24 protein-coding genes are annotated in these 24,589 nt (G+C 71.5%); 9 read left to right on the top strand and 15 right to left on the bottom strand.

Annotated features, from left to right (window positions below; all coding sequences use genetic code 11):
* Nucleotides 1-40 precede the first annotated feature (40 nt).
* The 3 genes from AC1DWC_RS09700 to AC1DWC_RS09690 are packed head-to-tail and all read right to left on the bottom strand — an operon-like array spanning nt 41 to nt 4,378.
* Nucleotides 41-2,503, bottom strand: coding sequence for an HAD-IC family P-type ATPase (locus tag AC1DWC_RS09700; RefSeq protein ID WP_477907526.1), 2,463 nt, complete (start codon nt 2,501-2,503; stop codon nt 41-43).
* A 10-nt stretch (nt 2,504-2,513) separates the two neighbouring features.
* Complete coding sequence (locus AC1DWC_RS09695) at nt 2,514-3,629, bottom strand: MBL fold metallo-hydrolase (protein WP_477907524.1); 1,116 nt, start codon at nt 3,627-3,629, stop codon at nt 2,514-2,516.
* 17 nt (nt 3,630-3,646) lie between these two features.
* Entirely contained in the window at nt 3,647-4,378 is a 732-nt protein-coding gene (locus AC1DWC_RS09690) for an enoyl-CoA hydratase (RefSeq protein WP_477907522.1), read from the bottom strand.
* Nucleotides 4,379-4,417: 39 nt separating this feature from the next.
* Between AC1DWC_RS09690 and AC1DWC_RS09685 the strand changes: the two genes are divergently transcribed.
* Nucleotides 4,418-5,515: an NAD(P)-binding domain-containing protein gene (locus tag AC1DWC_RS09685; RefSeq protein ID WP_477907520.1), complete on the top strand. Its 1,098-nt coding sequence runs from the start codon at nt 4,418-4,420 to the stop codon at nt 5,513-5,515.
* Here the strand turns inward: AC1DWC_RS09685 and AC1DWC_RS09680 are convergent.
* The 3 genes from AC1DWC_RS09680 to AC1DWC_RS09670 form a co-directional block, all read right to left on the bottom strand.
* Nucleotides 5,494-6,162: a hemerythrin domain-containing protein gene (locus AC1DWC_RS09680; protein ID WP_477907518.1), complete on the bottom strand. Its 669-nt coding sequence runs from the start codon at nt 6,160-6,162 to the stop codon at nt 5,494-5,496. The two genes, AC1DWC_RS09685 and AC1DWC_RS09680, sit on opposite strands and share 22 nt — an antisense overlap.
* Nucleotides 6,163-6,263: 101 nt before the next feature.
* The gene (locus AC1DWC_RS09675) at nt 6,264-8,015 is read right to left on the bottom strand and encodes a hypothetical protein (RefSeq protein WP_477907605.1); all 1,752 of its coding nucleotides are present in this window, start codon (nt 8,013-8,015) and stop codon (nt 6,264-6,266) included.
* Between the two features lie 174 nt (nt 8,016-8,189).
* A complete protein-coding gene (locus AC1DWC_RS09670) occupies nt 8,190-9,041 on the bottom strand; it encodes an aldo/keto reductase (RefSeq protein ID WP_477907516.1) in 852 nt (283 codons plus the stop codon).
* A 59-nt stretch (nt 9,042-9,100) separates the two neighbouring features.
* On the opposite strand from AC1DWC_RS09670, the gene AC1DWC_RS09665 reads away from it, so the two are divergent.
* Complete coding sequence (locus tag AC1DWC_RS09665) at nt 9,101-10,741, top strand: ABC-F family ATP-binding cassette domain-containing protein (RefSeq protein WP_477907513.1); 1,641 nt, start codon at nt 9,101-9,103, stop codon at nt 10,739-10,741.
* Here AC1DWC_RS09665 and AC1DWC_RS09660 read toward each other — a convergent pair whose 3' ends face one another.
* The 4 genes from AC1DWC_RS09660 to AC1DWC_RS09645 all read right to left on the bottom strand — a co-directional run bounded on the left by AC1DWC_RS09660 (nt 10,742) and on the right by AC1DWC_RS09645 (nt 14,605).
* A complete protein-coding gene (locus AC1DWC_RS09660; RefSeq protein WP_477907511.1) occupies nt 10,742-11,932 on the bottom strand; it encodes a Dyp-type peroxidase in 1,191 nt (396 codons plus the stop codon).
* Nucleotides 11,925-12,443, bottom strand: coding sequence for a copper chaperone PCu(A)C (locus AC1DWC_RS09655; RefSeq protein WP_477907509.1), 519 nt, complete (start codon nt 12,441-12,443; stop codon nt 11,925-11,927). Before AC1DWC_RS09655 ends, AC1DWC_RS09660 begins: the two co-directional genes overlap by 8 nt.
* On the bottom strand, nt 12,440-13,912 hold the full coding sequence (locus AC1DWC_RS09650; protein WP_477907507.1) for a PepSY-associated TM helix domain-containing protein: 1,473 nt from the start codon (nt 13,910-13,912) through the stop codon (nt 12,440-12,442). The genes AC1DWC_RS09655 and AC1DWC_RS09650 overlap by 4 nt, the downstream gene beginning before the upstream one ends.
* 150 nt (nt 13,913-14,062) lie before the next feature.
* Nucleotides 14,063-14,605 carry a hypothetical protein gene (locus AC1DWC_RS09645; RefSeq protein ID WP_477907505.1) on the bottom strand — a complete coding sequence of 181 codons (543 nt, stop codon included), beginning with the start codon at nt 14,603-14,605 and terminating at the stop codon, nt 14,063-14,065.
* Nucleotides 14,606-14,715: 110 nt separating this feature from the next.
* Between AC1DWC_RS09645 and AC1DWC_RS09640 the strand changes: the two genes are divergently transcribed.
* From AC1DWC_RS09640 to AC1DWC_RS09615, 6 genes are read left to right on the top strand one after another with little or no spacing between them, the layout of a single operon-like run.
* Entirely contained in the window at nt 14,716-15,033 is a 318-nt protein-coding gene (locus tag AC1DWC_RS09640; protein WP_477907504.1) for a helix-turn-helix transcriptional regulator, read from the top strand.
* Nucleotides 15,026-15,601 carry a hypothetical protein gene (locus AC1DWC_RS09635; RefSeq protein ID WP_477907502.1) on the top strand — a complete coding sequence of 192 codons (576 nt, stop codon included), beginning with the start codon at nt 15,026-15,028 and terminating at the stop codon, nt 15,599-15,601. The genes AC1DWC_RS09640 and AC1DWC_RS09635 overlap by 8 nt, the downstream gene beginning before the upstream one ends.
* Nucleotides 15,580-16,482, top strand: coding sequence for an ABC transporter ATP-binding protein (locus tag AC1DWC_RS09630; RefSeq protein ID WP_477907500.1), 903 nt, complete (start codon nt 15,580-15,582; stop codon nt 16,480-16,482). Before AC1DWC_RS09635 ends, AC1DWC_RS09630 begins: the two co-directional genes overlap by 22 nt.
* On the top strand, nt 16,479-17,687 hold the full coding sequence (locus AC1DWC_RS09625; protein ID WP_477907498.1) for an ABC transporter permease: 1,209 nt from the start codon (nt 16,479-16,481) through the stop codon (nt 17,685-17,687). Before AC1DWC_RS09630 ends, AC1DWC_RS09625 begins: the two co-directional genes overlap by 4 nt.
* A gap of 19 nt (nt 17,688-17,706) precedes the next feature.
* On the top strand, nt 17,707-19,200 hold the full coding sequence (locus AC1DWC_RS09620; RefSeq protein WP_477907496.1) for a carboxyl transferase domain-containing protein: 1,494 nt from the start codon (nt 17,707-17,709) through the stop codon (nt 19,198-19,200).
* Nucleotides 19,201-19,208: 8 nt separating this feature from the next.
* The gene (locus tag AC1DWC_RS09615; protein WP_477907494.1) at nt 19,209-20,258 is read left to right on the top strand and encodes a hypothetical protein; all 1,050 of its coding nucleotides are present in this window, start codon (nt 19,209-19,211) and stop codon (nt 20,256-20,258) included.
* Here the strand turns inward: AC1DWC_RS09615 and AC1DWC_RS09610 are convergent.
* Genes AC1DWC_RS09610 through AC1DWC_RS09600 form a run of 3 tightly spaced genes read right to left on the bottom strand, consistent with a single transcriptional unit; the run spans nt 20,255 to nt 22,559 of the window.
* On the bottom strand, nt 20,255-20,932 hold the full coding sequence (locus AC1DWC_RS09610) for a GOLPH3/VPS74 family protein (protein WP_477907492.1): 678 nt from the start codon (nt 20,930-20,932) through the stop codon (nt 20,255-20,257). The genes AC1DWC_RS09615 and AC1DWC_RS09610 overlap by 4 nt on opposite strands.
* 47 nt (nt 20,933-20,979) lie before the next feature.
* Nucleotides 20,980-21,840, bottom strand: a complete 861-nt coding sequence (locus AC1DWC_RS09605; RefSeq protein WP_477907490.1) for a cytochrome c biogenesis CcdA family protein — start codon at nt 21,838-21,840, stop codon at nt 20,980-20,982.
* Nucleotides 21,837-22,559, bottom strand: coding sequence for a DsbA family protein (locus AC1DWC_RS09600; protein WP_477907487.1), 723 nt, complete (start codon nt 22,557-22,559; stop codon nt 21,837-21,839). The genes AC1DWC_RS09605 and AC1DWC_RS09600 overlap by 4 nt, the downstream gene beginning before the upstream one ends.
* Nucleotides 22,560-22,731: 172 nt before the next feature.
* Here AC1DWC_RS09600 and AC1DWC_RS09595 point away from each other — a divergent pair, with 172 nt between their 5' ends.
* Complete coding sequence (locus tag AC1DWC_RS09595; protein WP_477907486.1) at nt 22,732-23,151, top strand: hypothetical protein; 420 nt, start codon at nt 22,732-22,734, stop codon at nt 23,149-23,151.
* Here the strand turns inward: AC1DWC_RS09595 and AC1DWC_RS09590 are convergent.
* On the bottom strand, nt 23,127-24,077 hold the full coding sequence (locus tag AC1DWC_RS09590; protein WP_477907484.1) for a M56 family metallopeptidase: 951 nt from the start codon (nt 24,075-24,077) through the stop codon (nt 23,127-23,129). The two genes, AC1DWC_RS09595 and AC1DWC_RS09590, sit on opposite strands and share 25 nt — an antisense overlap.
* Nucleotides 24,074-24,448 carry a BlaI/MecI/CopY family transcriptional regulator gene (locus AC1DWC_RS09585; RefSeq protein ID WP_477907603.1) on the bottom strand — a complete coding sequence of 125 codons (375 nt, stop codon included), beginning with the start codon at nt 24,446-24,448 and terminating at the stop codon, nt 24,074-24,076. Before AC1DWC_RS09585 ends, AC1DWC_RS09590 begins: the two co-directional genes overlap by 4 nt.
* Nucleotides 24,449-24,589 lie beyond the last annotated feature (141 nt).

Raw genomic sequence — 24,589 nt, 5'->3', positions numbered from 1 at the left:
ACAGCTTTGCCGGACGCACGCCACAGGTGGAGCGTGCTGGTCAGCCCGCCGGAGACTCAGGAAGCGAGAACACGCGGCGCTTGTCGCCGGACAGCAGTCCGGACACCCACCAGCCCAGCTCCACCAACACGATCCCCACGCCGCCGCAGACGATCGCGGTGGTGGTGGCGGCGATGTTGGACGGGTCCAGCTTGAAGAACTCGCGGGTGAACGGGAGCGCGAAGAGCACCAGGTAGCCGCCCACCGACCCCGCGATCAGCACGATCTTCCACCACACGTACGGCCGCGCGACGATGGCCAGCACCCACAGCGCGATCATGATCAGGGTGATCAGCGCCGTGGTGCTGGCCTGGACCTGCTGGGTCGGCGTGGACTCGGGACCGGCATAGACCAGCACGTAGGACACGAACGACGCCACCCCGATCACCACGCCCGACGGCACCGCGAACCGCATCACCCGCGAGACGAAGCCGGTGCGAGCGCGCTCGTTGTTCGGCGCCAGCGACAGGATGAACGCCGGGATGCCGATGGTGAACCAGGCCGCGATGGTGACGTGCCGAGGCAGGAACGGGTACGGCAGCGGGTCGAAGTGCAGCACCTGGGACAGGAGGCCGGACAGCCCGATCAACAGGGCCAGCAGCACCGAGTAGACGGTCTTGGTGAGGAACAGATTGGAGACGCGCTCGATGTTGCCGATCACCCGGCGGCCCTCGCCCACCACGTAGGGCAGGGTGGCGAACTTGTTGTCCAGCAGCACGATCTGCGCCACCGCGCGGGTGGCCGCGCTGCCCGAGCCCATCGCCACCCCGATGTCCGCATCCTTGAGCGCGAGCACGTCGTTGACGCCGTCGCCGGTCATCGCGACGGTGTGGCCGCGCGACTGCAGCGCGCCGACCATCTCCCGCTTCTGGTCCGGCCGGACCCGGCCGAAGGTGGTCGCCTCGTCGAGCGCGTCCGCGAGTTCCTCTCGCCCGGAAGGCAACTCGCGGGCGTCGACGGGACGGTCACCGCCGGGCAGGCCCAGTGAGCTGGCCACGGCACCGACCGAGACCGCGTTGTCGCCGGAGATGACCTTGACGGACACATGCTGCTCGGCGAAGTACTCCAGGGTCTCGGCGGCGTCGGGCCGCACCCGCTGCTCGAGGATCACCAGCGCCCGCGGGGTGACCCGGCCGGGCGCGGCGGCGGCGTCCACCGGCAGGTCGCTGCTGCCCAGCAGCAGCACCCGCAGGCCCCGCGCGCCGGCCTCCTCCGCCTGACGGGCGGGGTCGCTGGCCGGGTCGAGCAGCACGTCGGGCGCGCCGAGCACCCAGTTCCCGTTGTCGCCGTAGGAGATTCCGCTCCACTTCTTGGCGGACGTGAAGGGCGCGATCCCGGTCGAGGTCCAGCCCGGGTCGTGGTCGATCGCCTCGGCGATCGCCAGCATGCTGGCGTTGGGACGCGGGTCGTCCCCGGCGAGGGCGGCCAGCGCATCACGCACCACCGCCTCTCCCCCGTCGCCGAGGACCCGCAGCTCGGACAGGCGCATCCCGTTCTCGGTGAGGGTGCCGGTCTTGTCGGCGCACACCACGTCGACCCGGGCCAGGCCCTCGATCGCGGGCAGTTCCTGCACCAGACACTGCCGCCGGCCGAGGCGGACGACGCCGACCGCGAACGCGAGGGAGGTCATCAGCACCAGGCCCTCGGGCACCATCGGGACCAGCGCGGCCACCATGCCGTTGAGCGCGTCGGGCAGTGCCTGCTTGCTGACGAAGAGCTGGTTGTAGACGATCATCAGGCCCGCCGGAATCATCAGGTAGGTGATGAACCGGAGGATCTTGTCGACGCCGCTGCGCAGTTCCGAGTGCACCAGCGTGAACTTGCTGGCCTCCTCCGCCAGCCGCGCCGCGTAGGCGTCCTTGCCGACCTTGGTGGCCTGGTAGGCGCCGCTGCCGGACACCACGAAGCTGCCCGAGAGGATCTGCGCGCCGGGCGTCTTGTGCACCGGGTCGGCCTCGCCGGTGAGCAGCGACTCGTCGACCTCGAGCGCCTCGCCCTCGACGAGTGCCCCGTCGACGACGATCTGGTCGCCCGCACCGAGTTCGATGATCTCGTCGAGCACCACCTCGTTCGGTGCCACCGTGACCGACTGTCCGTCGCGGCGGACCTGCGGCCTGGCCTGGCCGACGATCGCGAGCTTGTCCAGGGTCTGCTTGGCCCGGACCTCCTGGATGATGCCGATGGCGCTGTTCGCGACGATCAGCAGTCCGAACATGCCGTCGATGACGGACCCGGTGGCGAGCACGATGATCAACAGCACCCCGAGGATGGCGTTGATCCGGGTGAAGACGTTTGCACGGACGATGTCCCGCACCGAGCGGCTCGCCCGGCCGGGCACGTCGTTGGTCCGGCCGTCGGCCCGGCGGCGGGCCACCTGGTCCGCGGTCAGCCCCACCGACGGGTCGACGTCGGCGTGCAGGGGCGCGGTCACGACGGATGCGCCCGGGAGGTCCTCGTTGGCCATGAACGCCAGGTTATGCCAGCCGGAGCCACCAGTGCCGCTGCACGCCGGGCCGCAGCACGTCGATCCGCTGACCGGGCATCGGCACGCTGACCCGGGTGCCGGACTCGCGCGCCGCCGTCAGCAGTCGCGTCACCGGCTCGGCCCAGGGATGGAAGGCCAGGTTGAAGGTGGCCCAGTGCACCGGGACCAGCACGCCGGCCGCGTCGTCGCCCGCGTTGAGGTCGGCGTGCATCCGGACCGCCTCCTCCGGGTTCATGTGGATGTCGGGCCAGTGCTCGTCGTACGCGCCGACCGGCAGCAGCGTCAGGTCGAAGGGTCCGTGCCGCTGCCCGATCTCGACGAACCGCGGGGTGTACCCGGTGTCACCGCCGAAGAACGCGCGGTGCCGCGGCCCGCGGATCACCCACGACGACCACAGCGTCGTGTTGCGGGCCAGTCCGCGGCCGGAGAAGTGCCGGGCCTCGGTGCAGGTGACGGTGAGCTCGCCGAGCACGACCTCCTGGTCCCAGTCCAGTTCGACGATCCGGTCCTCGGGGACCCGCCAGCTGCGCAGGTGCGCGCCGATCCCGGTCGGCACCACGAACGGTGCGGTCTGGGTGCGCAGCAGTGCCTCGACGGTCGACTTGTCCAGGTGGTCGTAGTGGTCGTGGGAGACGACGACGGCGTCCACCCTCGGCAGGTCCTCGATCCCGACCGGCGTCGGGTGCAGGCGCAGCGGCCCGACCAGCCGGGACGGCGAGACCCGGTCGCTCCACACCGGGTCGGTGAGCACCCGGTACCCGTCGACCTCGATGAGCGCGCTGGCGTGCCCGTACCAGGTGACGGCCAGGTCGGCGGCGGCCGCGGGGGCCAGCGGCGTGGCCAGCGGGATGGCCTGGCGTGGCCGGCCCAGCCGGCCACGGGTGAGCAGCGCCGAGAAGATGCTCGAGTCTGAGCCGCCGACCACCTGGCGGCTGGGTTCGGTGTTGTGGAAGCGCCGGTCGCGGTACCGCGCCGAGCCCATCGCGTGCGGGGCGATCGCCGAGGTCGACGCGCCGATCTGGGACCGCACACCCCAGCCCGCCCGGACCAACGCCGCTACCCCTGCCAGCGCGACACCCGCCGCGAAGGCGCTCTTCGTTCCCATTCCGCCGCCCTGTCCCGCTACTTGCCCTGGAACATCGGCCGGCGCTTCTCCAAGCGGGCCATCCGCGCCTCGTCCATGTCCTCGCTGCTCCAGGCCGCGACCAGCGCCTCGCGCTGGTCCTCGGTGGCGTCCGCGCGGGTGCCGTCGTCGTTGAGCACGAGCTTGAGGTGGCGCAGGGACAGCGGCGCCAGGGCGGCGATCTGCTGCGCCCACTCCTGCGCGACGGCCAGGTCGCCGATCTTGTTGGCCAGCCCGGCGGTGAACGCGGCGTCCGCGGTCAGCCGCTCGGCGCCGAGCAGCACCGTGCGGGCCGGGCCGCCACCGGCCAGGGCCACCAGCCGCTTGACGGTCCAGTTGTCCACCGAGATGCCGAGTTTGGCTGCGGGAACGGCGAAGTAGGCGTCGGGCGCCACCACGCGCAGGTCCGAAGCGAGCGTCAGCTGGGTGCCCGCGCCGATCGCCGGACCGTTCACCGCCGCGATCACCGGCACCGGCGCCGAGTCGATGGTGCGCAGCATCTCGAGCAGGGTGTCGAGGAAGCCGTCCGCGTACACGTCGCCGGACAGGTCCGCGCCCGCGCAGAACGCCGAGCCCGAACCGGTCAGCACGATCACCCGGGCACCCTGGCCCACGGCCTCGTCGACAGCGTCGCGCAGCAGCACGCAGAGTTCGGTGTTGAGCGCGTTGCGCCGGTCCTCACGCTGCAGTTCGATTGTCACCACGTCGCCGTCACGGCTGGTCCCGATCATGGTTGTGACCGTACCGTTTGTCCCGGGGAGGTCGCCAACATGGATTCTCACGTCGACGTCGCGGTGATCGGCGCCGGTCAGGCCGGGCTGTCCGCCGGGTACTACCTGCAACGCCTCGGGGCGGACGCGGGACTGCGGTTCGTCGTGCTCGACCACGCACCCGGACCGGGTGGCGCCTGGCAGTTCCGCTGGCCGTCGCTGACCCTGAGCACCGTCAACCGGGTCCACGACCTGCCGGGCATGGCGTTCACCGACGTCCTCGGCGCCGAGGCGCCGGACCAGGTGCTGGCCGCGGACGCGGTGCCGCGCTACTTCGCCGAGTACGAACGCCGCTTTTCGCTGCCGGTGCGCCGACCGGTGCACACCCGGGTGGTGTGCGACCACGACGCGGGGGGCCTGCTGACCCTCGAGACCAGCGCGGGCGCGCTGACCGCCCGCGGGATCGTCAACGCCACCGGCACCTGGGAACGCCCCTTCGTCCCGCGGTACCGGGGCGCCGAACTGTTCGCCGGCCGGCAGCTGCACACCCGCGACTACCGGACGGCGGACGAGTTCGCCGGCCGGCACGTGATGGTGGTCGGCGGCGGCATCTCGGCGGTGCAACTGCTCGACGAGATCTCCCGCGTCACCACCACCACCTGGGTCACCCGCCGCGAACCGCAGTTCCGCGACGAACCGTTCACCGGGGAGGAGGGACGGGCCGCGGTGGCGGTCGTCGAGGACCGGGTGCGACGTGGGCTGCCGCCGGGCTCGGTGGTGTCGGTGACCGGACTGCCGCTCACTCCCGCGCTACGGGCGGCCCGCGAACGCGGTGTCCTGCAGCGTCTTCCGATTTTCGACGAGATCACCGCCGACGGTGTCCGCTGGGCCGACGGCACCGCCCAGCGGGCGGACGTGATCCTGTGGTGCACCGGGTTCCGCAGTGCCCTCGACCATCTGGCGCCGCTGCGACTGCGCGGACCCGGCGGCGGCATCACCATGACGGGTCGGCTGGCGACCCAGGTGGCCGCGGACCCGCGGATCCACCTGCTCGGGTACGGACCGTCGGCCAGCACCATCGGCGCGAACCGCGGCGGCCGGGCGGCGGCGTCGGAGCTGATCGCGCACCTGACATCTCACGCGGGGGCGACCCCGTAGATCCCCCGGTACTCCCGGGCGAACGCCCGCCGACCGAGCAGCCGCCAGGCGAGACGTCCGGGCAACGGCACCTCCGACAGGATCGCGCGGCGCTGCTGATCGGTCGCGCCGTGCAGCATGAACCCGAGGAACACCAGTCGGCGCTCCTCCGGGATCGACTCCCGGCCCCGGTCCCCCAGCTCGGCCCACTCCGCGGCCGACATCACCTGCTCGACCAGCGGCAGGATCCGTGCCTCCTCCTCGGCGAGGTGCTCGTCCAGCGCACCGGTCAGCGCGGTCAACGTCTCGGCCAGGTGCGCACCGGACTCCGGCGACGCGACCGCGGCGAACTCCCTTGCCTGCGATTCGACCCGTGCGACCAGTTCCCCGATCCGCTCGTGCTGCTCCTCCATCCGCAGCACCAGCGCACGATCGGTGGGCACCCGGTCCAGCAACCGGGGCCACATCAACTCGTCCTCGCCGCTGTGGTGGTGGTGCAGGGCCACGGTCATCTCGTCGACGAAGGCGACGACGCGGGCCGCCCGCTCGGTGTCACCGTCCGGCACCGCCCGCACCGCCGTCGGCAGCGCGGCGAAATTGCGGCGGAACACGTTGTGGATGACCACCATGTCCTGGGTGTCCGGGCGGGTTGCAACGGCAGTGCTCATGTCGTGCTCCTGGCTGTCTGCGGGCTGTGTCCACGCAGAATGCCGGGCGGTTCTTGGGGAAAACTTGCAGCGCGCATGGACCGGCATGACCGCGCGGCAATTCAGGACCTGGGGACCACCGCGCCGACCGGCCCGACCCCGACGCACAGCGTCAGCTCCGGGTCGAGCGTGCGCACCCGCACGTCCGGCCCACCGCCGTCGAGGTTGACGTAGACGGTGTTCAACCCCGCCCGCACCGGCACGGTCACCGGCTCGCCCTCCGCGAGACCCACCTCGATCTCGCCGTCGCGGCTCGCCAGGTAGTTCAGCTGCACCGCCCACTCCCAGCCGGCCAGCGGGCCGTTGAGCGGCAGCGCCGTCGGGGCATCGGTGACGTGGTAGCCGCAGCCCGGGACCGGCCCCTCACCGATCGCGCGCACCCAGCTCACCTCGGCGTCGACGATGTCGCCTGAGTCGTCCATCTTGCGCAGCACCGGCGTCGACGAGGCGAACTCCGGCCGGTCGGGCAGCGCGGCGAAGACGGAGCTTGCCATGTTGTGCGGGTAGGCCACCGGCAGCAACACCCAGATCGACACCGGCTGGTCGAACATCGGCGCGTCGGCGTTCGCGGCGAGCGCGGTCTCGGCCCGGGCCAGGAAGTCCACGGTGGGGTTGTCCTCCCACCGCGGCAGGAAGGTCGCCGTGGACCACAGGCTGCTCGCGACGAACGCCACCACCAGCCCCGAGACCAGCAGCACCGACCGGGGCCCGGCCGCGCCGGGTCGGCCCGACCAGCGTTCCCGGGTGGGGGCGCGCAGCACCAGGGCCAGCGCGATCGCGATCACCACGGCGCTGTCCGTCAGGTACCGCAGCGTCTGGCCGAGTTCGTAGGTGGTGTCGGGCGAGGACCGCGCGATCACCATCGCCGCCTCGGAGGCGAGCACGTACGCGGCGGTCGCGATCCACACCCAGCCGACGCGGCGTTTCCACGCGAGGGTCCCCACCACGCAGGCGAGGACCGCGACGGCCGCCACGACGACGAGAGCCTCCGGCGGCACCGCCCACGGCGGGCTCGGCGGCCAGCGGTCCCACTGCCACGGCCCGCCCAGCAGCGTCGGGAACAGGCCCCGGTACTTCGAGTGACGCATCAGTTCGATCGTCATCTCGGGGGTGCGCTCGCCGGGGCGCGGGGTGACGACGAGCGCGTAGACGAGGGCCCACCCCGCGACCACGACGGCGGACCAGGCCCACAGCCGCCGGCCCCGGACCAGCGTGGCGCGCAACGGTTTCCGGTGCCCGTCCACCCGGTACACCAGCGCGACGACGGCGAACGCCACCACCGGCACCAGCACGGACTTCTCGAAGAACAGCAGCGACGCGACGAACACCGCGAGCCCCGACCAGGCGTAGCGGGGCCGGCCGGTGCGGCACAGCAGCACCGCGTCCGCCGCCACCCAGGCCAGGCCGATCTGCATGGGCAGCGCGTTGAGGCCCGCCGCCCACCAGGCGAACGCGGGCAACGTCAACGGCGAGAACAGGTAGAGCGCAAAGGGAATCAGCAGGGTCGGCCGGCGGCCGAGCAGCACGGTGAGCAGGCGCAGGACCGCCAGGGACGCGAGGGCCTGCAGGATCACCAGGATCAGCGCGGGCAGCGCCCACTGGTACGGGGCGAGGGTGTTCGCGATCCCGGCGACCAGGAACCCCGCCGGCATGAAGTGCCCGTCGTGGTCGTAGAGCAGGAACTCCGGCGACAGCAGCGACATCGTCCCGGCGCGCCCGGTGAGGATCAGGTCGTCCCAGTAGTAGTAGCCGCGGGCCGCCACCACCCCGCGGACCAGCAGTTGCAGGACCACCAGCGCGGCGGCGACCTGCATGACCCGGGTGCCGGTCGGGCGCCACCAGGGAGCGCTGCCGCCGCCGGACGGAACCGTGGGCGAGGACGCGGACTCGGTGGTGGGGACTGGCGCGCTCATCGGTCACCAACCCTAGCCGGACCCGGCCGGCGGTCGGGGTGCTGGACTTTTCGACCCCGACCGCGTGTTTTCCCGCTACCCCATGTCGAACTCGTCGGGGTCCGGCCCCAGCCGGTTCCCGACGTCGAGCCCGGCGATGGCTGCCAGGTCGTCGGCATCGAGTTCGAAGTCGAACACCTCGAAGTTCTGCCTGATCCGGTACGGCGTCACGGACTTCGGAATCACCACGTTGCCCACCTGCAGGTGCCAGCGCAGCGTCACCTGGGCGGCCGACCGGCCGTGCTTGTTCGCGATGCGGGAGAGAACCGGGTCGTCGAGCAGTCCGCGGCCCTGCCCCAGCGGCGACCACGCCTCGGTGACGATGCCGTGCTCGGCGTGGAAGGCCCGCAGCTCCGGCTGGGCGAAGTCCGGGTGCACCTCCACCTGGTTGATCACGGGCACCACCCCGGTCTCGTCGATCAGGCGCTGCAACTGCGCGGGCTGGAAGTTGGACACGCCCACCGACTTGGCCCGGCCGCTCTCCTTGATCTCCGTGAAGGCCCGCCAGATGGCGACGTAGTCCTCGCGCATCGCGCGCGGCCAGTGGATCAGGTAGAGGTCCAGGTAGTCGAGTCCGAGCCGATCGAGCGAGGCGTCGAACTCGCGCAGCACGTTGTCCCGCGTCCACGTCTCCGCGGCGCCGTTCCACAGCTTGGTGGTGACGAACAGGTCCTCCCGTGCGATGCCGGAGTGCTTGATCGCGCGGCCGGTGCCGGCCTCGTTGCCGTAGACGGCGGCGGTGTCGATGCTGCGGTATCCGACGCTCAACGCGCTGGTCACCGCCGTGTAGCTCTCGTCATCGGGCACCTGCCACACCCCGAATCCGAGCTGCGGGACGGTGTTGCCGTCGTTGAGGGGCACGTTCGGTACTGAGCTCAGAGAGGTCATGGAACGGAACAACCGCTCGCGCCGGGAGGATGTTCCCGCGCTACTGAGACAATCGACTCATGAGCGCCACCCTGCACGCCGACGACCTCTCCGCATCCCGCGGCGACCGCACCCTGTTCTCCGGCCTCGACCTCGTCGTCACCCCCGGCGACGTGATCGGCCTGGTGGGCGCGAACGGGGCGGGCAAGTCCACCCTGCTCTCCATCCTCTCCGGCCACACCACCGCCGACGTCGAGGGCACCGTCACGTTGAGTCCGCCGCACGCGACGGTCGGCTACCTCGCCCAGGAACCCGAACGCCTGCCCGGCGAGACCGTCGAGGGATTCCTCGGCCGCCGCACCGGCGTCACGGAGTCCGAGGCGGAGATGAACGCGGCCGCGGAGGCCCTCGGCGAGCCGGGCGGCGACGACCGTTACTCGCACGCCCTCGAGCGCTGGCTCGGCCTCGGCGGCGCCGACCTCCCCGAGCGGGCCGAGAAGGTGCTCGACGACCTCGGGCTCGACGTCGGGTTGCAGGCCGAGATGACCGCCCTCTCCGGCGGGCAGGCCGCCCGGGCCGGGCTGGCCTCGCTGCTGCTCTCCCGCTACGACCTGCTGCTGCTCGACGAGCCCACCAACGACCTCGACCTCGACGGCCTGGACCGGCTCGAGCGCTTCGTCGACGAGGCCCGCACGGGCATCGTGGTGGTCAGCCACGACCGGGAGTTCCTGGCGCGCACCGTCACCGGGATCGTCGAGCTCGATCTCGCGCAGCAGCAGATCGCGGTGTACGACGGCGGCTACGAGTCGTACCTCGCCGAGCGGGAGATCGCCCGCCAGCACGCCCGCGAACGCTACGAGGACTACGCGGACACCAAGAGCGGCCTCGAGGATCGCGCTCAGATGCAACGCAACTGGCTCGAGCACGGCGTCCGGAACGCCCGCCGCAAGGCCAAGGGCGCGGACGGCGACAAGATGGGCCGCAAGGCTCGCGCGGAGTCCACCGAGAAGCAGGCCGCGAAGGCCCGCCAGACGCAGCGCCGCATCGAACGGCTCGAGGTGGTGGAGGAGCCCCGCAAGGAGTGGGAGCTGCGGATGGAGATCGCCAGCGCCCCGCGCAGCGGCACCGTCGTGGCCACCCTCAGCGGCGCGGTTGTTCGACGTGAAACATTCACCCTCGGCCCGATCACCGCCCAGATCGAGTGGGGCGACCGGGTTCTCGTCACCGGACCGAACGGTTCCGGCAAGACCACCCTGCTGCGACTGCTGCTCGGCACGCTCACCCCGGACGAGGGCAGCACCACCCTCGGCAGCGGCGTCGCGATCGGCGAGGTGGACCAGGCGCGCGGGCTCTTCGTCGGCGACGAACTGCTCACCGAGGCGTTCGGCGCGGCGGTCCCCGACTGGCCGGACGCGGACGTGCGGACGCTGCTCGCCAAGTTCGGCCTGCGCGGCGCGCACGTGCTGCGGCCGGCGAGCTCCCTGTCCCCCGGCGAACGCACCCGGGCCGCGCTGGCCCTGCTGCAGGCGCGTGGGGTGAACCTGCTGGTGCTCGACGAGCCCACCAACCACCTGGACCTGCCCGCCATCGAGCAGCTCGAACGGGCGATGGACGAGTACGAGGGCACCCTGCTGCTCGTCACCCACGACCGCCGGATGCTGGACACGATGCGCAGCACCCGGCGGTGGCAGATGGACGGCGGCAGGCTCACCGAATCCTGATCACCTGCCCAGCAACTGCTCCCCCAGGTACCCACCCGGCTCGCAGCCGGGGGGTATCGCGAACACCGCCGAGCCGATCGGCGTCGACCAGGTGTTGAACAGGTCCGCGTCCGAGAGTCGTTGCTGCACCGGCACGAACTGGGCCTGCGGATCCGCCTGGTAGGTGACGAAGATCAGGCCGGAGTCGGACACCGCCTCCCCTGCGGGCGCCTCGTCGTAGTTGTAGGCCCGCCGGTGGAACCGCTGCCCGGGATCGGCAGAGCGGGCCAGTGCGATGTGCGAGTTCGGCGCGATCACGGTGATCCCGCCCGCGTCCACCGCCCCGAAGTCCGGCTCGTCGTGCTCGGCGTCGCCGGTCAGCGGCGCCCCGTCGGACATCCGCCGGCCCATCACGACCTCGCGGCCGGGACGGTCCAACTCGTCCCAGCTGTCGAGGTCGAGGCGGATCCGCCGAATCACCACCGAGGTGCCGCCAGCCAGCCACGGCTGCTGCGCTCCGTCGTTCCAGACCAGCGTGTCGAAGTCCGCGGTGCCCGCGCGCGGGTTGACCGTGCCGTCCACCTGCCCCATCAGGTTGCGCATGGTGGTGCCCTCCGGCTCGGTGCCCCGGGCCCGACGGAACCCGCGTTGCGTCCAGCGGACGGTCGCGGTGGAGCGGGCGCCCTTGAGCAGCACCCGCAACGCGTGCGCCACGGTGACCTGGTCGTCGGAGCCGACCTGCAGCAGCAGGTCGCCGTCGCTCCACCTCTCCTCGAGCCGGTCGACCGAGAAGGGCGGCAACGGCTTCAGCCAGGACGGACGCCGTTCCTCCACCCCGGCCGCGCGGAACACGCCGGGGCCGAAGCCCACCGTGACGGTGAGTCTCGCCGGCCGCGTGGCCAGGTCCGGTTCGGTGTCGGCCAGCGCGCCCCGGCCGGCGGTGAGCCGTTCCGCGTCCGACGTCCACACCTTCAACAGCCGCACCAGCCCCGCCCGGTCGACCCCCGGTCGCAGGTCCAGCCCGACGAAGGTGGTGTGCGCCTGCGGCGGGGTCGCGACGCCGGCCTGGTGCGCGCCGCGGAAGGGCACCACGGACGGGGCCGCCTCCGCCTCCCGGTTCCCGGTGACCGCCCCGGCGCCCCAGCCGAGTGCGGCGCCGCCGACGGCGACCGCACCCGCGCCGAACAGACGCCGCCGGCTCAGCTCAGCCACCGTGCGCCCCTTCGTCGTAGGACTCCCGCGCGCCCGCGAAATCTCGCACCTGCGCGGTGAACTCGACGTCGCCGGCGTCGGCGAACCGGAAGGTGAACGGCACCTCGGTGCCCGCCTTGATCGGCGCGGGCAGGTCGAAGAGCATCACGTGGTCGGCGCCGGGTTCGAGGGCGTACGAACCGTGCGGGGGCACCACGATGCCGCCCTGCTTGCGGCGCATCACCATCGCACCACCGCTGTCGGCCATCTCGTGGAGTTCGACGCGGGGCGCGGCCGGGCTGCTCACCTCGGTGAGCAGCAGCTCGGAATCCGAGTTGTTCACCAGGGTGCCGAACAGCGCGGTCATCCCCGAGTCCGCGGCCTTCACCCACTGCTCGTCGAACGTGACCGAGGTCGCGGCCGAGTCCGCCTGCGGCGAGGACGAACCCGGGTCGCCCGAGCAGCCGGCGACGGCGAGTCCGATGGTCGCGATGCCGGCGATCGCAAGACGGGAACGAGTGAACGTGATCATGACTGGATCTCCTTGTTTGCGAGCGTCTTTGACTGAGCAGGCGTCTTCGAGCGTGTGGATGCGACGAGCCCGAGGAGCACGTCGACGACCAGGAAGGCCGCGAGGGACAGGCCGAGCAGGGGAACGAACAGGCCGACGGCCACCGCGACGACGGCCACTACCGCGACCACCGGCAGGCGCTGACGGCGCAGCGCTCCGCGGCGGGGCGGGGCACCGAATTCGATGCCGGCCGCCCGGGCGGGCCGGCGCTGCCACCACATCAGGTAGCCGCGCACGACGAGGGTGATCAGCGCGACCGCGAGGGCCGCGAGCACCACCTGGTTGGCGAGGCCGAAGAGGGTGCCCATGTGCAGTGCGATGCCCCAGGAGGTGAGCTTGGCCGCGATCGGGCCGTCGGCGAAGTCCACCCGGTCGACGACCCGCAGCGTGTACCCGTCGACGGCGATCGAGTCGCCGCCCGTCTTCGCCGTTTCCTTCACCGTCCACGCGGTGGAGACGTCGGCGGGGATCCCGACCGACAGTTGGCCGGTCAGCCCCTGGGCGCGGGCCACGTGCAGGACCCCGTCGATCGCGGTGACGTCCACCGGGTCGGCGCCGGACGCCGCGTGACCGGCGTGCTCGCCGCCCGCTGCCGGGGCGCCGTGCCCGTCGTGCTCTCCCCCGCCGGATGCCGGGGCGCCGGCGAGCGAGGTGTTCAAGGCCGGTGCGTTCCAGCTCATCTCGCTGCGGACGGTCTTGATGTTCGCGCCGGCGTTGTCGGACCAGGACAGGCCGGTGGCCGAGAGGAACAGCAGGCCGAGCGCCGCCCAGGCGCCGACCGCACCGTGCCAGTTGAGCGTCCGGCGGCGGCCCGTGACCGAGCGGTCGACGGTCAGCAGGCGGGCCCGCTTCCCGCGGGCCCGGTCCGCGCGCGCCTTGTTCCACCACAGGTACAGGCCGCCGAGGACGATGACGAACAGCCACGACGCAGCCAGTTCGGTGTAGAGGTTGCCGACGTCGCCGAGGTGCAGGTTCTTGTGCAGCGCGGACAACCAGGCCCGCAACGGCAGGTCACCGGAATCGGTCTCCAGCGCGCCGAGCACCGTCCCGGTGCCCGGGTCGACGAATACGCTCGTCTGCCCGGATCCGACATCGGGGTCGGCGAAGAGCACGCGGGTGGTGCCGCCCGGGTCGGCGGTCTGCACCGACTGCAGCGCGGACGCCTCGCGACCGTCCAGTGCGGCCTGCACCGCGGCGGACTCGGCCACGGGTTGCTCGGCGACAGGTGCCTGCAGGTAGCTCCCGTACACCCAGCTCTCGAGGGTCGGGGCGAACGCGTAGACGAAGCCCGTCAGCGCGGCGACCAGCAGGAAGGGTCCGACGAAGACGCCGGCGTAGAAGTGCAGCCGCAGCACCAGTGCGCGCAGCGGTCGGGGGTTTCGGGCCGGCGGCGAGTGTTCGCGCACGCCGGTGGTCTCGATGACAGTCATGAATTCGCTCTCGTCGATCAGACAGGGCGAGGGCCCGCACGGCGTACAGGCACGGCGGCACCCTCGTAGGCGCGGTCCCGACGGGTGTGGGGATCCGCGAAAGCCGCGCACCGGCCTGCTCGGCCGAGGGTGCGCGGGGGTGAGGTGTGATCAGACGAGAACGGGTGGCCCACGTCGGGGCGTGGCGGCGCGGCACAGCGCGGAGACGATCGGGTGGACGTCCACGACGGGACGCCAGGTACGGGTCTGTTCGGCGACGGGGATCGCGGCGAAGAGCGCGGCGACGACGGCACGCAGGGCCGCCTCCGTGCGCGGGCCGATCCGCTCGGCCGCGGCGATCGCGGCCGCACAGACGCCGATCGCGAGCACGTGCGCGGCGATCATGCCGAGGCTGGGCACTGCCGAGTCAGACGCGCCCGAATGGTGGCCGCCGACGCCGAGAGTCAGGTGCGCCCCGACCTGTCCGGCCGCGAGGACCGCGACGAGCGCGGGCCGACCGGAGCGGAGCGGAGGGATCGCGGCGCTCACGCCGACCAGCACCGCGGCGAATCCGGCGAGCAGCACCAGCGTGGATCCGGACGGGAGTCCGCCGCCGGCGATCCCGTGCGCGGCGACCGCCACGGCGACAGTGACACCGCCGACGGCGGTGTCACGCACTCGGCGAGAGAGCTTCTCACCTGGGCCGACACGCATGCCCGAACCGTACTACACCGCGTCGTACCCCTCGGCCGCGGCCGCCGCAACCCCGGACCCGAATGCCGACAAACTTGACAGACTGTTGTGTTTTCCCAACACTTTGATGCATGAGTCCGGTACGGCGCGGGGAGTCCCGCCCCATCCACAACCGCATCGGCGTGCTGCGCGCCGAACGGTCGCTCAGCCGGGCCCGACTGGCCGAGCTGATCGAGGTCAACCCGCAGACGGTGGGCGCCCTCGAGCGCGGCGACCACTACCCGAGCCTCGACCTGGCGATGCGGATCTGCGAGGTGTTCGGCCTGCCCGTCGAGGCCGTGTTCTCCCGGACCGAGTTCACGCCGCTCTCGGACGTGGTCTACCGGCGGCCGGACCGCACCGACGACCACACACACGACAACCAGGAGGGCGACGCCCGCGATGTCTGAGCCGAATCTCGTCGAGCGCTACCAGGCGTACCGGGTACGCCGGTTCCTCGCGAACTCCGAGAAGTGGCGGAACATGCTGCCCGGTTGGCGCACCCGGCGACGGCGCCGGGCACTGGTGACGGGCCTGGCGGTCACGTTCGCGCTGATGGTCGCGGTGGCGGTGACGTGCCACTTCTCCGAGTGGGCACCGCTGCTGTGGCTACCGGCGTGCGTGCTGTTCCTGCCCATCTGGACCTCGCTCGCCGTCGTCTCGGGCCGCCAGGGCGATGCACCGACCGAGGCCCTCGACGAGTGGGAGGTCCAGCAGCAGAACAGCGCCCGCTCGATCGCCCTGAGTATCACCCAGTGGCTGATGATGATCCCGGTGGCGTACCTGATCGTCGGCAGCGTCGTCACCGGCGGCTCCCACACCACCATGGCCTATACCGGCGGACTGCTCACCCTCACCATGTTGATGGTCGGCGGCTGCCTGCCCACGATGATCCTGGCCTGGGGCCAGCCCGATCCCGAGCCCGACCCCGTTGCGGACCACCCAGAGGAGGCGGCATGTACGCCGGCAACACCCTGACCATCGACCGGATCTCCAAACGCTACGGCGACGTCGTGGCGCTCGACGACCTCAGCTTCGAGGTGCGCCCCGGTGAGATCTTCGGCTTCGTCGGCAGCAACGGCGCGGGCAAGACCACCACCATGCGGATCACCCTCGGCGTGCTGTCCGCCGACTCGGGCGAGGTCCGCCTCGGCGGGCGACCCGTCGACCTCGACGTGCGGCGCACCATCGGCTACATGCCGGAGGAACGCGGACTGTACCCGAAGATGAAGGTCGGCGCACAGCTCGCGTATCTCGCTGAGCTGCACGGCCTCTCGCGCCGCGATGCCCGCAGCGCGGTGGCCCGCTGGACCGAACGCCTCGGCATCGACACGCGTGTCGACGACACCGTCGACTCGCTCAGCCTCGGCAACCAGCAGCGGGTGCAGCTGGCGGCCGCACTGGTGCACGACCCCGCGGTGCTGGTGCTCGACGAGCCGTTCTCCGGACTCGACCCGGTCGCGGTGGACGTGATGAGCGAGGTGCTGGTCGAGAAGGCGGACGCCGGTGTGCCGGTGATCTTCTCGAGTCACCAGCTCGACCTGGTGCAGCGCCTGTGCCACCGGGTCGGCATCATCGCCGCGGGCCGGATGCGCGCCGTCGGCACGGTCGAGGAGTTGCGCGGCGCCGGCCAGACCCAACTGGTGGTGCACGCCCCGTCCGCCCCCGACGGCTGGGCCGACCCGATCGACGGCGTGCGGACACTGAGCCACCAGGACGGTCACACCGTGCTCGCCCTGGAACCGGGTGCCGACGACCAGGCCGTCCTCGCCGCCGCCCTGAGCACCGGCCCGGTACACGAGTTCTCGTTGCAACGTCCCTCCCTGACCGAACTGTTCCGAGAGGTTGTCGCCGCATGAGCACCCCGACATCACCCGCGCTGAGCCCGGCCCGCGCCGTCGGCCTGGTCGCCCGCCGCGAGTTCCTCACCCAGGTCCGCAAGAAGAGCTTCCTGATCAGCAACCTGATCATCCTGATCGCGATCGTCGGCGGCATCGCCGCGTATGCGCTGTTCTCCGGCACCAGCGAGCCCAGCCGCACCACCGTCGGGCTGGTCGGTGACCAGTCGTTGACCCCGGTCCTCGTGTCCGTCGGCGACGCCGCGGGGACGCCGGTCGAGGTCCGCGAGTTCGGCGACGAAGCACAGGCCCGCGACGGCGTCGAGGCCGGCGACATCGAGGTGGCCGTGATCCCCGCCGCAGACGGATCCGTCACGGCCGTCACGGAATCGGAGATCGACGCCGGCCTTCGCATGGTCCTGGACGTGGCTGTCGCCGAGCAGGCCCGCGCGACCGAGCTGAGCGCACAGGGCGTCGACACCGCCGCACTGACCGCGGCGACCGGCCGCGCGGTGGTCACCGTCGACACCCTGGACGCACCGGATCCCGAACGGGGCCAACGCCTCACCCTGTCGATCGCCGCGGTGGCCCTGTTGTACATGCAGATCCTGATGTTCGGCATGTACGTCGCGATGGGCGTCGTCGAGGAGAAGTCGAGCCGGGTGGTCGAGTTGCTGCTCTCGACGCTGCGCCCGCTGCAGTTGTTGTGGGGCAAGGTCATCGGCATCGGCGCGGTGGGGTTGGCGCAGCTGGCCGCGTACGGCGTGGCCGGCCTCGGCGCGGGACTGGCGACCGGAGTCCTCACCGTCACCGGCACCGCCCTCGGCGTGTTCGCGGGCACCCTCGGCTGGTTCGTGCTCGGCTTCACCTTCTTCGCGGTGCTCTACGCGGCGGCCGGGTCGATGGTCTCGCGCCAGGAGGACGTCAACTCCACCGCGATGCCGCTGACGGTGCTGATCATGGCGATGTTCTTCACCGCGTTCTCGGTGGTGAGCGACCCGGACGGCACGCTGAGCAACGTGCTCAGCTGGATCCCGCCGTTCTCCGCGATCCTGATGCCGCTGCGGATCGCGGCCGGGGTGGCGAGCACGACGCAGGTGGTCTGCACCGTCGCGATCATGGTCGCGGTCACCGCGGCGCTGTCGGTGGGCGCGGCGAAGATCTACCAGCGTTCGGTGCTGCGGGTGGGCAAGACCGTGTCCTGGCGGGAGGCGTTCGGCCGCTGAGCGGGGTTATGGTCTGGCCATGAGCCAGCGCCTGTCCGCCCACGAGATCCTCGACCTGGTGCTCGACGCCGGCAGCTTCGCGTCGTGGGACGTCGCCCCGATCGCGGTCGACGCCGACGAGTCCTACCGCGCCGACCTCGACGCGGCGGCCGCGAAGACCGGCCTGGACGAGTCAGTCGTCACCGGCGAGGGCACCGTCCACGGCCGGCGGGTGGCCGTGATCGCCTGCGAGTTCGGCTTCCTCGCCGGGTCGATCGGCGTCGCGGCGGCCGAGCGGATCGTCGCCGCCGTCGAACGCGCGACCGCGCAGTCGCTGCCGCTGCTGGCCTCTCCGACCTCCGGCGGCACCCGCATGCAGGAGGGCACCCTCGCGTTCGTGCAGATGGTGAAGATCGCCGCGGCCATCACCGTGCACAAGGCCGCGCACCTGCCCTACCTGGTGTACCTGCGCAACCCCACCACCGGCGGGGTGTTCGCGTCGTGGGGTTCGCTCGGGCACGTGACCGTCGCCGAGCCGGGCGCGCTGGTCGGATTCCTCGGGCCGCGGGTGTACCAGGCGCTGTACGGCGAGAAGTTCCCCGAGGGCGTGCAGACCGCCGAGAACCTCTACCGCAACGGCGTGATCGACGGTGTGGTGCCGCCGAAGTGGCTGCGGCACCTCGTGATCCGTGCGCTCCGGGTGCTGACCGGCGAGTCCGACGCGGTCGTGGACCCGCTGCCCGAACCCGCACACATCCCGGACGTGCCGGCCTGGCAGTCGGTGATGCTCTCGCGGCGGGCCGACCGGCCCGGCATCCGGGCGCTGCTGCGGTACGCCGCCACCGAGCAGGTGCCGCTCAGCGGCACCGGGCAGGGTGAGGCCGACAAGACGGTGCTGGTCTCGCTGGCCCGGTTCCGCGGCGCCCCCTGTGTGCTGTTCGGGCAGGACCGCAGCGGCCAGTCCGCGCAGCACACCATGGGCCCCGGCGCGCTCCGCGAGGCGCGTCGGGCGATGAAGCTGGCCGAGGAGCTGCGGATCCCGCTGGTGCTCGTCATCGACACCCTCGGTGCGTCGCTGTCGAAGGAGGCGGAGGAACGCGGACTCGCCCCGGAGATCGCGCGCTGCCTCGCCGACCTGGTCACCCTCGACACCCCGACGGTCTCGGTGCTGCTCGGCCAGGGCACCGGCGGCGGCGCGCTGGCCCTGCTGCCCGCGGACCGGGTGCTCACCGCGCAGAACGGGTGGCTGGCCCCGCTGCCCCCGGAAGGCGCCAGCGCCATCGTGCACCGCGACACCACGCACGCCCCCCGGATGGCGGCCGCCCAGGGCATCCGGTCGCTGGACCTGCTGCGCGACGGCATCGTCGACGCGATCATCCCCGAACTGCCGGACGCCGCCGACGAACCGGTCGAGTTCTCCAAACGGGTGGGCGCGGCGATCGCCCGGGAACTGGTCACGCTCGCCGCCGAACCCGCCGCGGACCGTCACACCTCCCGCATCGCGCGCTACCGCAACCTCGGGCTGCCCCGATGAGTCCCGCCGTGAGCGAGCACGACTACGACCACGCCGCGCTGGCCCGGTTCGAGCTGTTCCTGTTCGCGGCGGTGGCCACCGTGCTGATCACCCGCGCGTACCTCGCGGCCACCGGCTACCCGCAGATCGGCGGCGGCGCGCTGCACATCGCGCACGTGCTGTGGGGCGGGCTGTTGATGGCCGGGGCGCTGGTCGGGGTGCAGATCAGCCAGGGCAGCCGGGCCCGGGTCCGCGCCGCCCTGGTCGGCGGCATCGGTTTCGGCCTGTTCATCGACGAGATCGGCAAGTTCGTCACCGCCGACGTCGACTACTTCTTCCAGCCCGCCATCGCCATCATGTACGTCGTCTTCGTGCTGTTCTACCTGGTGGTGCGGGAACTGCTGCTGCGGCGGCCGCTGACCGACCGCAAACGCCTGGCGGTCGGCTTCGGCGCCCTCTCCGATCTCGCGCTCGGCCAGCTCGACGAGGTCCGGTACCGGTCCGCGCTGCGCGTCGTCGACGGGGTGCGGGACCCGAAGTTCACGGACCTCGCGGGCCTCGTCCACGGCGGGCTGACCTCGCAGGCTCCGCCGGCGCGGGGTCTCGAGTCGAGGATCACCCACGCACGCGACACGCTCACCTTACGTTCGACGGCGGTCCTGTCGCACTGGCTGGTGCGCCGAACGGTCCTGGCGCTGTTCGTGTTACAGGCGGCGGCGTCCGTCGTCGGGGTGGTCGTCTCGCTGGTCGTCGACAGCACCTACGAGACCGACGACGTGGCCGACCTGACGGTGCAGTTGTCGAGCGCGGTGACCGTCGTCCTGATCGTGGCCGGCGTGTGGTTCCTGTTCCGTGGCCCGTACCTGCGGTCCCTGCGGCTGCTGCGGGCGTCCATCGTGGTCAACCTGCTGGTGACGCAGGTGTTCCTGTTCGCCGAGAACCAGCTCGGCGCGCTGACCGGGTTCGCCTTCTCCCTGTTCCTGCTCGCCGTCCTGCGCATTGCCATCCGAACCGAGGAGGGCGCCGCGTCCGCCGGAGCGCCGGAGGCCTCGGCGAGCAGCGCGGTCACCCCGGCCTAGGACGTGCCGCCCGCCGCGATCGACGGCACGATGACCGCGACCATCACCGCCGCATTGACGGCCTCGACCGCCTTGCGTACCGCGGTGCCCGCCCACTCCCCTTCGGCGATCTCCTTGGCGCGCTTGTTGATCGCGCGCCGGTCGCCGTCGGGAAACACCTTCGGCGTCGCATCCACCGCGGCGAGCAGCGAGACCAGCGCGGAGGTCCGGGGCGACGGGTCGGCGCCGCCGATCACCGCGTCGCGCAGCTCGGCGCGGAGCTGACTTTCGTGGGTGTCGTCGACGGCGGGCCACACCGTGGTCGGGAAGATGCCGAGCAGCTTCGCCTTGGCCTCGCGCACCCAGCCCTTCGCCACGATCCGTTCGAGCACCGCCTCGCGCAGGCCCTTGTCCAGCTTCTCGATGGCCCGTTCCGGCTTCATCGGCTTGGACTCGCGCAACTGGGTGACCGCCCGCGCGAGGATCGCGTCGTCCGGGGTGGACTCGTGGCGCAGCACCAACCGCCCCTTGCGCACCTCCTCGCCCTCCCCGGCCGGCTCGACCACGCCGTCGAGTGCGAGTTCGAGCAGCACGGCGCCGGCGAGCACGCGCGGCAGCTTGGCGCCGTCCACGACGGGCTTTCCGGTCTCGTCGTCCAGGAGCAGCAGCAACAGGTCTTCGGCGAGCAGCGTCATGCCTCCCACGGTACGGCGGACCGGCCGGTGGAGCAGTTCGACGGTGTTCAGCGGTCGTTGCCCGGCGCCGGCTCCGACACCTTGGACTCGGATCGCCGCCGGCGTACGACCCGCACCGCCACCAGCGCGAACAGCACCAGCACGACCGCCAGCAGGATCCCCGCATCGGAAACCCGCTGCGCCCAGTCGCTCAATGTCACCTGGAGCGAGAACTGGTCGTCCACACCCATCACGCCGCCGAGGTTCGCGGTCCCGTCCGTGGCGAGGAAGAAGGCCCCGAGCGCCACGAACAGCAGACCCGACACCAGCGACGTCGTATGTGTGCGCACCGGCCCGAGCGCGATCGGCCTGCCCCGCAACCACTGCCGCCGTCCCAGATCGAATCGGTCCCAGAGCAACGCGAGCACGAAGAGCGGGACGGTCATCCCCAACGCGTAGACGGCCATCAGCAGTCCGCCGTAGCCGGCACCGCCGCCGGCCACCGCGATCGTGAGGACACTGCCGAGCAGAGGCCCCGAACAGAACCCGGCGAACCCGTACACGCCTCCGAGCGCGAACACCGACACGGTCCCGGAGATACGAACCGACCCGGCCGCACGTTGTGCGGGAGCGAACGCGAATCCCCGGCCGAACACCGTCATGACACCGAGTCCGATCAGCACCAGACCACTGATCGTCGTCACCGTCTCACGGTGCTGGGTCAGCAGCGATCCCATCGCACCGAGACCGGCGCCGAGCGGCACGAGCACCACCGCGAGGCCGAGGTAGAACACCGCGGTCCGGGCGGCGAGACGCCCGACACCGTCGAAGGCGTACGCGAAGAAGGACGGCAGCAGCAAAGCCGAACAGGGACTGACCAGGGAGAGCAGACCGCCCAACAGCGCACCGAGCAGTCCGACGTCGGTCACGGCAGTTGCCCACCGGTCTTCTCGATCAACTGCTCGAAGGCCGACAGCGGCTGGGCGCCGAGCACGGGATAGCCGTCGATCACGAACGATGGCGTGCTCGCCACTCCGATCATGTTGGCCTCCAGCGCATCTGCGGCGATGTCGGAGTCCACCGAGGTGTCTGCGGCGTCACGAGCGAAGCGATCCAGGTCCGGCACGCCGGCCTGCTGCGCGAATCCCCGCAGTGCGGCCTGGTCGAAGGTCGGGTGTCCGCGATCCGGCGCCGCGGCGTACAGAGCCGAGTTGAACTCCCAGAACCTGCCCTGCGCGGCCGCCGCCCGACCGGCTCGCGCGGCGACCATCGACTCTTCCCCGAAGATCGGCAGGTCACGCCACTCGATCCGTAGCTTCCCTGCCTCGACGTACTTGTCGACGAGCTGGGGCTCGGTGTCGCGACTGAACTTCGCGCAGAACGGGCAGCGGTAGTCCGAGTACACGACCAGGACCACGGGTGCGTCGACCGGTCCCCGTGCCAGGGGGTCACCCTCCGTCCGGCGGGCCATGTCCCCGACCGGCCCGATTCCGGGTTCCCGGTCCGCCGTCGCCGATGCCGTCGATTTGTCCGGGGCGCCCGTCCGGTCCAGCACGAGAAGACCCGCCAGCACCAGAGCGACAAGACCGAGCCCTCCGAGCAGCCACACGTCCCACCTGCGCCCGAACGGCCTGCCCTGCGACTTCATCCGAACTCCATTCGTTCCAGCACGTCGACCCGCCACTACTATCGGCGATCGTACATGGAACTACTATTCTTCTTAGTAGTTCATCCGGCTGCACCGACGAAGGGCTCCGAGCATCGTGGTCGAAAACTCCGGCAGTGGAACGTATTTGGCACGTGCTCTCACGGCGGGTCTCGTGACCGTCATCGCGGCCGGCGTCCCGACGGACATCATCGACACCCCGTTCTTCGGACGCGAGGTGCCCGTGCGCTGGTGGGAGTACCCGGTCCTCGCGGTCACCGCAGTCCTGACCGCACTGTGGTTCGGCATCCGCCCCGGCACCCAGGAACACCGCCCGACCGGCGCGATGGCCGGGGTGGTGCTCGCGGTGTTCGCCGTGGGCTGCCCGGTCTGCAACAAGATCGTCCTGCTCGCGATCGGCACGAGCGGCGCCCTCGGGTTCTGGGCACCCCTGCAACCGGTGCTCGCGGTCGTCTCGCTCGCCCTGCTGACGGTGGCCGTCGTGCTGCGCCGTCGTCAGAGCCTGTGCGGTCCCGACTGCGCCGTCCCCGCCGAGCGCACCGCCGCGGCTCAGGCGCCGAGCATCGCGCAGTAGGCCGCGAACGCCGTGACCACGACGGAGACCGTCCCCAGCACCGGCAGGGCCGACAGGGTGAGCGCGAGCGGATAGTGCAGGACCTGCGCCCCACGGCGCGACGCGCGCTGCCCCGACAGCCACACCACACGATCCTCGACGAAGCCCGCGGCCGACATCGCCGCCGGCCGGGAGTCCCGCGGTTCGTCGTGCCACCGCTCCAGCGCCGCGCACACCGCTGAAGGACCACACGACGCGGCGGCCTGACGGTCCGCGGACAACTCCACCAGTATCCGAACCCACGTCGCGCCCACCCGCGCCAGCGGGACCACCGGGACGGCGGCGCTCAATGCGTCGGCCCACGCCACCAACAGGTGGTGGCGGCCTCTCAGGTGGGCGCGTTCGTGGGCCAGGATCGCCTCCCTGGCCGGCGGCTCGAGATCGATCACACCCGTTCCCAGCACGATCGCCGGGGAGCGGCCGCCGATGCTGTACGCCGCGACCCCCTGCCCGACGACGTGGAAGACGTCGCCGTCGGTCGAGTTTCGCCGCCCCACCAGGCGCAGCACCGACGCGTGCTCCTCGGTGGCCCGGCGATGACGGAGCAGACCCCGCGAGACGACCAGCGCGATTCGTCCGGCCAACAGCAAGCCGACGGCCCAGAGCGTCGCCTCGACTGCGAGAAACCAAGGAACAGTGCCGTTCTGGCGCAGGGAGCTGACACACGAGAGCGTCGACGAGGGCAGGAGGTGCCAGCGATCTCCCGGCCGTACCCACAGGACGAGTGGCACGGCCGCCACCACACCGACGAACAGTGCCTGCGACGTCAGCCAGGCCGCGAGGGCCACCCGCGGGTGCCGGTGCGGCGCCGCGAGCAGGCCGAGCCAGTGCGGCGCCGCGAACCCGAGGACCACCGTGGCGACCAGCAGGCCGATCGCGGCGATCACCCGACACCGCCGCGTCGGCGCGTCTGCGTACGACGTGCGGCCCGACGCAGGATCCTCGACTCGTCCTCCGAGGCGGAGTTCGCGAAGTGCAGCATGACCTGTTCGGCGTCACCGCTCGAGCGGAGCACCTGACGAAGCAGATCGGCCGCGGTCTCCTCCCGGCTGCGTGTGGCTCGGTACCGATAGGCCCGTCCGACGCGTTGCCGGGACGCCATGCCCTTGGTGTGCAGATTGTCGAGGACCGTCATCACGGTCGTGTACGCAAGCGGCCGCGGGGGTTGCAGTCGATCCATCACGTCTCGCACGCGGACCGATTCGTCCACGCTCCACAGCACGTCCATCACCGCGGTCTCGAGGTCACCGAGCCCGATCACGCGGCCACCCCGGCGGCTCCCGGGAAGCCGAGCTTCTCGTCAGCGCGGGTTCCGCTCGCTCGTGCCATGCCGCAAGTACAAGACGCTGCGAATCGAGAGTCAAGTTTCGAGGCGTCCTGTTCGAGGTTTCCTGTTCGA

It is taken from the genome of Rhodococcus sp. P4_C10, assembly GCF_056402135.1.
This window is presented reverse-complemented; position numbering and strand designations above follow the sequence as displayed.

Excerpts from the sequence above, each read along its gene's own strand:
- AC1DWC_RS09625 (WP_477907498.1), top strand. The coding sequence starts at position 16,479 with ATGAGCACCCCGACATCACCCGCGCTGAGCCCGGCCCGCGCCGTCGGC.
- AC1DWC_RS09610 (WP_477907492.1), bottom strand. The coding sequence starts at position 20,932 with ATGACGCTGCTCGCCGAAGACCTGTTGCTGCTGCTCCTGGACGACGAG.
- AC1DWC_RS09655 (WP_477907509.1), bottom strand. The coding sequence starts at position 12,443 with ATGATCACGTTCACTCGTTCCCGTCTTGCGATCGCCGGCATCGCGACC.
- AC1DWC_RS09650 (WP_477907507.1), bottom strand. The coding sequence starts at position 13,912 with ATGACTGTCATCGAGACCACCGGCGTGCGCGAACACTCGCCGCCGGCC.
- AC1DWC_RS09635 (WP_477907502.1), top strand. The coding sequence starts at position 15,026 with ATGTCTGAGCCGAATCTCGTCGAGCGCTACCAGGCGTACCGGGTACGC.
- AC1DWC_RS09670 (WP_477907516.1), bottom strand. The coding sequence starts at position 9,041 with ATGACCTCTCTGAGCTCAGTACCGAACGTGCCCCTCAACGACGGCAAC.
- AC1DWC_RS09700 (WP_477907526.1), bottom strand. The coding sequence starts at position 2,503 with ATGGCCAACGAGGACCTCCCGGGCGCATCCGTCGTGACCGCGCCCCTG.
- AC1DWC_RS09685 (WP_477907520.1), top strand. The coding sequence starts at position 4,418 with ATGGATTCTCACGTCGACGTCGCGGTGATCGGCGCCGGTCAGGCCGGG.
- AC1DWC_RS09680 (WP_477907518.1), bottom strand. The coding sequence starts at position 6,162 with ATGAGCACTGCCGTTGCAACCCGCCCGGACACCCAGGACATGGTGGTC.
- AC1DWC_RS09690 (WP_477907522.1), bottom strand. The coding sequence starts at position 4,378 with ATGATCGGGACCAGCCGTGACGGCGACGTGGTGACAATCGAACTGCAG.
- AC1DWC_RS09665 (WP_477907513.1), top strand. The coding sequence starts at position 9,101 with ATGAGCGCCACCCTGCACGCCGACGACCTCTCCGCATCCCGCGGCGAC.
- AC1DWC_RS09620 (WP_477907496.1), top strand. The coding sequence starts at position 17,707 with ATGAGCCAGCGCCTGTCCGCCCACGAGATCCTCGACCTGGTGCTCGAC.
- AC1DWC_RS09695 (WP_477907524.1), bottom strand. The coding sequence starts at position 3,629 with ATGGGAACGAAGAGCGCCTTCGCGGCGGGTGTCGCGCTGGCAGGGGTA.
- AC1DWC_RS09630 (WP_477907500.1), top strand. The coding sequence starts at position 15,580 with ATGTACGCCGGCAACACCCTGACCATCGACCGGATCTCCAAACGCTAC.
- AC1DWC_RS09600 (WP_477907487.1), bottom strand. The coding sequence starts at position 22,559 with ATGAAGTCGCAGGGCAGGCCGTTCGGGCGCAGGTGGGACGTGTGGCTG.
- AC1DWC_RS09675 (WP_477907605.1), bottom strand. The coding sequence starts at position 8,015 with ATGCAGGTCGCCGCCGCGCTGGTGGTCCTGCAACTGCTGGTCCGCGGG.
- AC1DWC_RS09640 (WP_477907504.1), top strand. The coding sequence starts at position 14,716 with ATGAGTCCGGTACGGCGCGGGGAGTCCCGCCCCATCCACAACCGCATC.
- AC1DWC_RS09645 (WP_477907505.1), bottom strand. The coding sequence starts at position 14,605 with ATGCGTGTCGGCCCAGGTGAGAAGCTCTCTCGCCGAGTGCGTGACACC.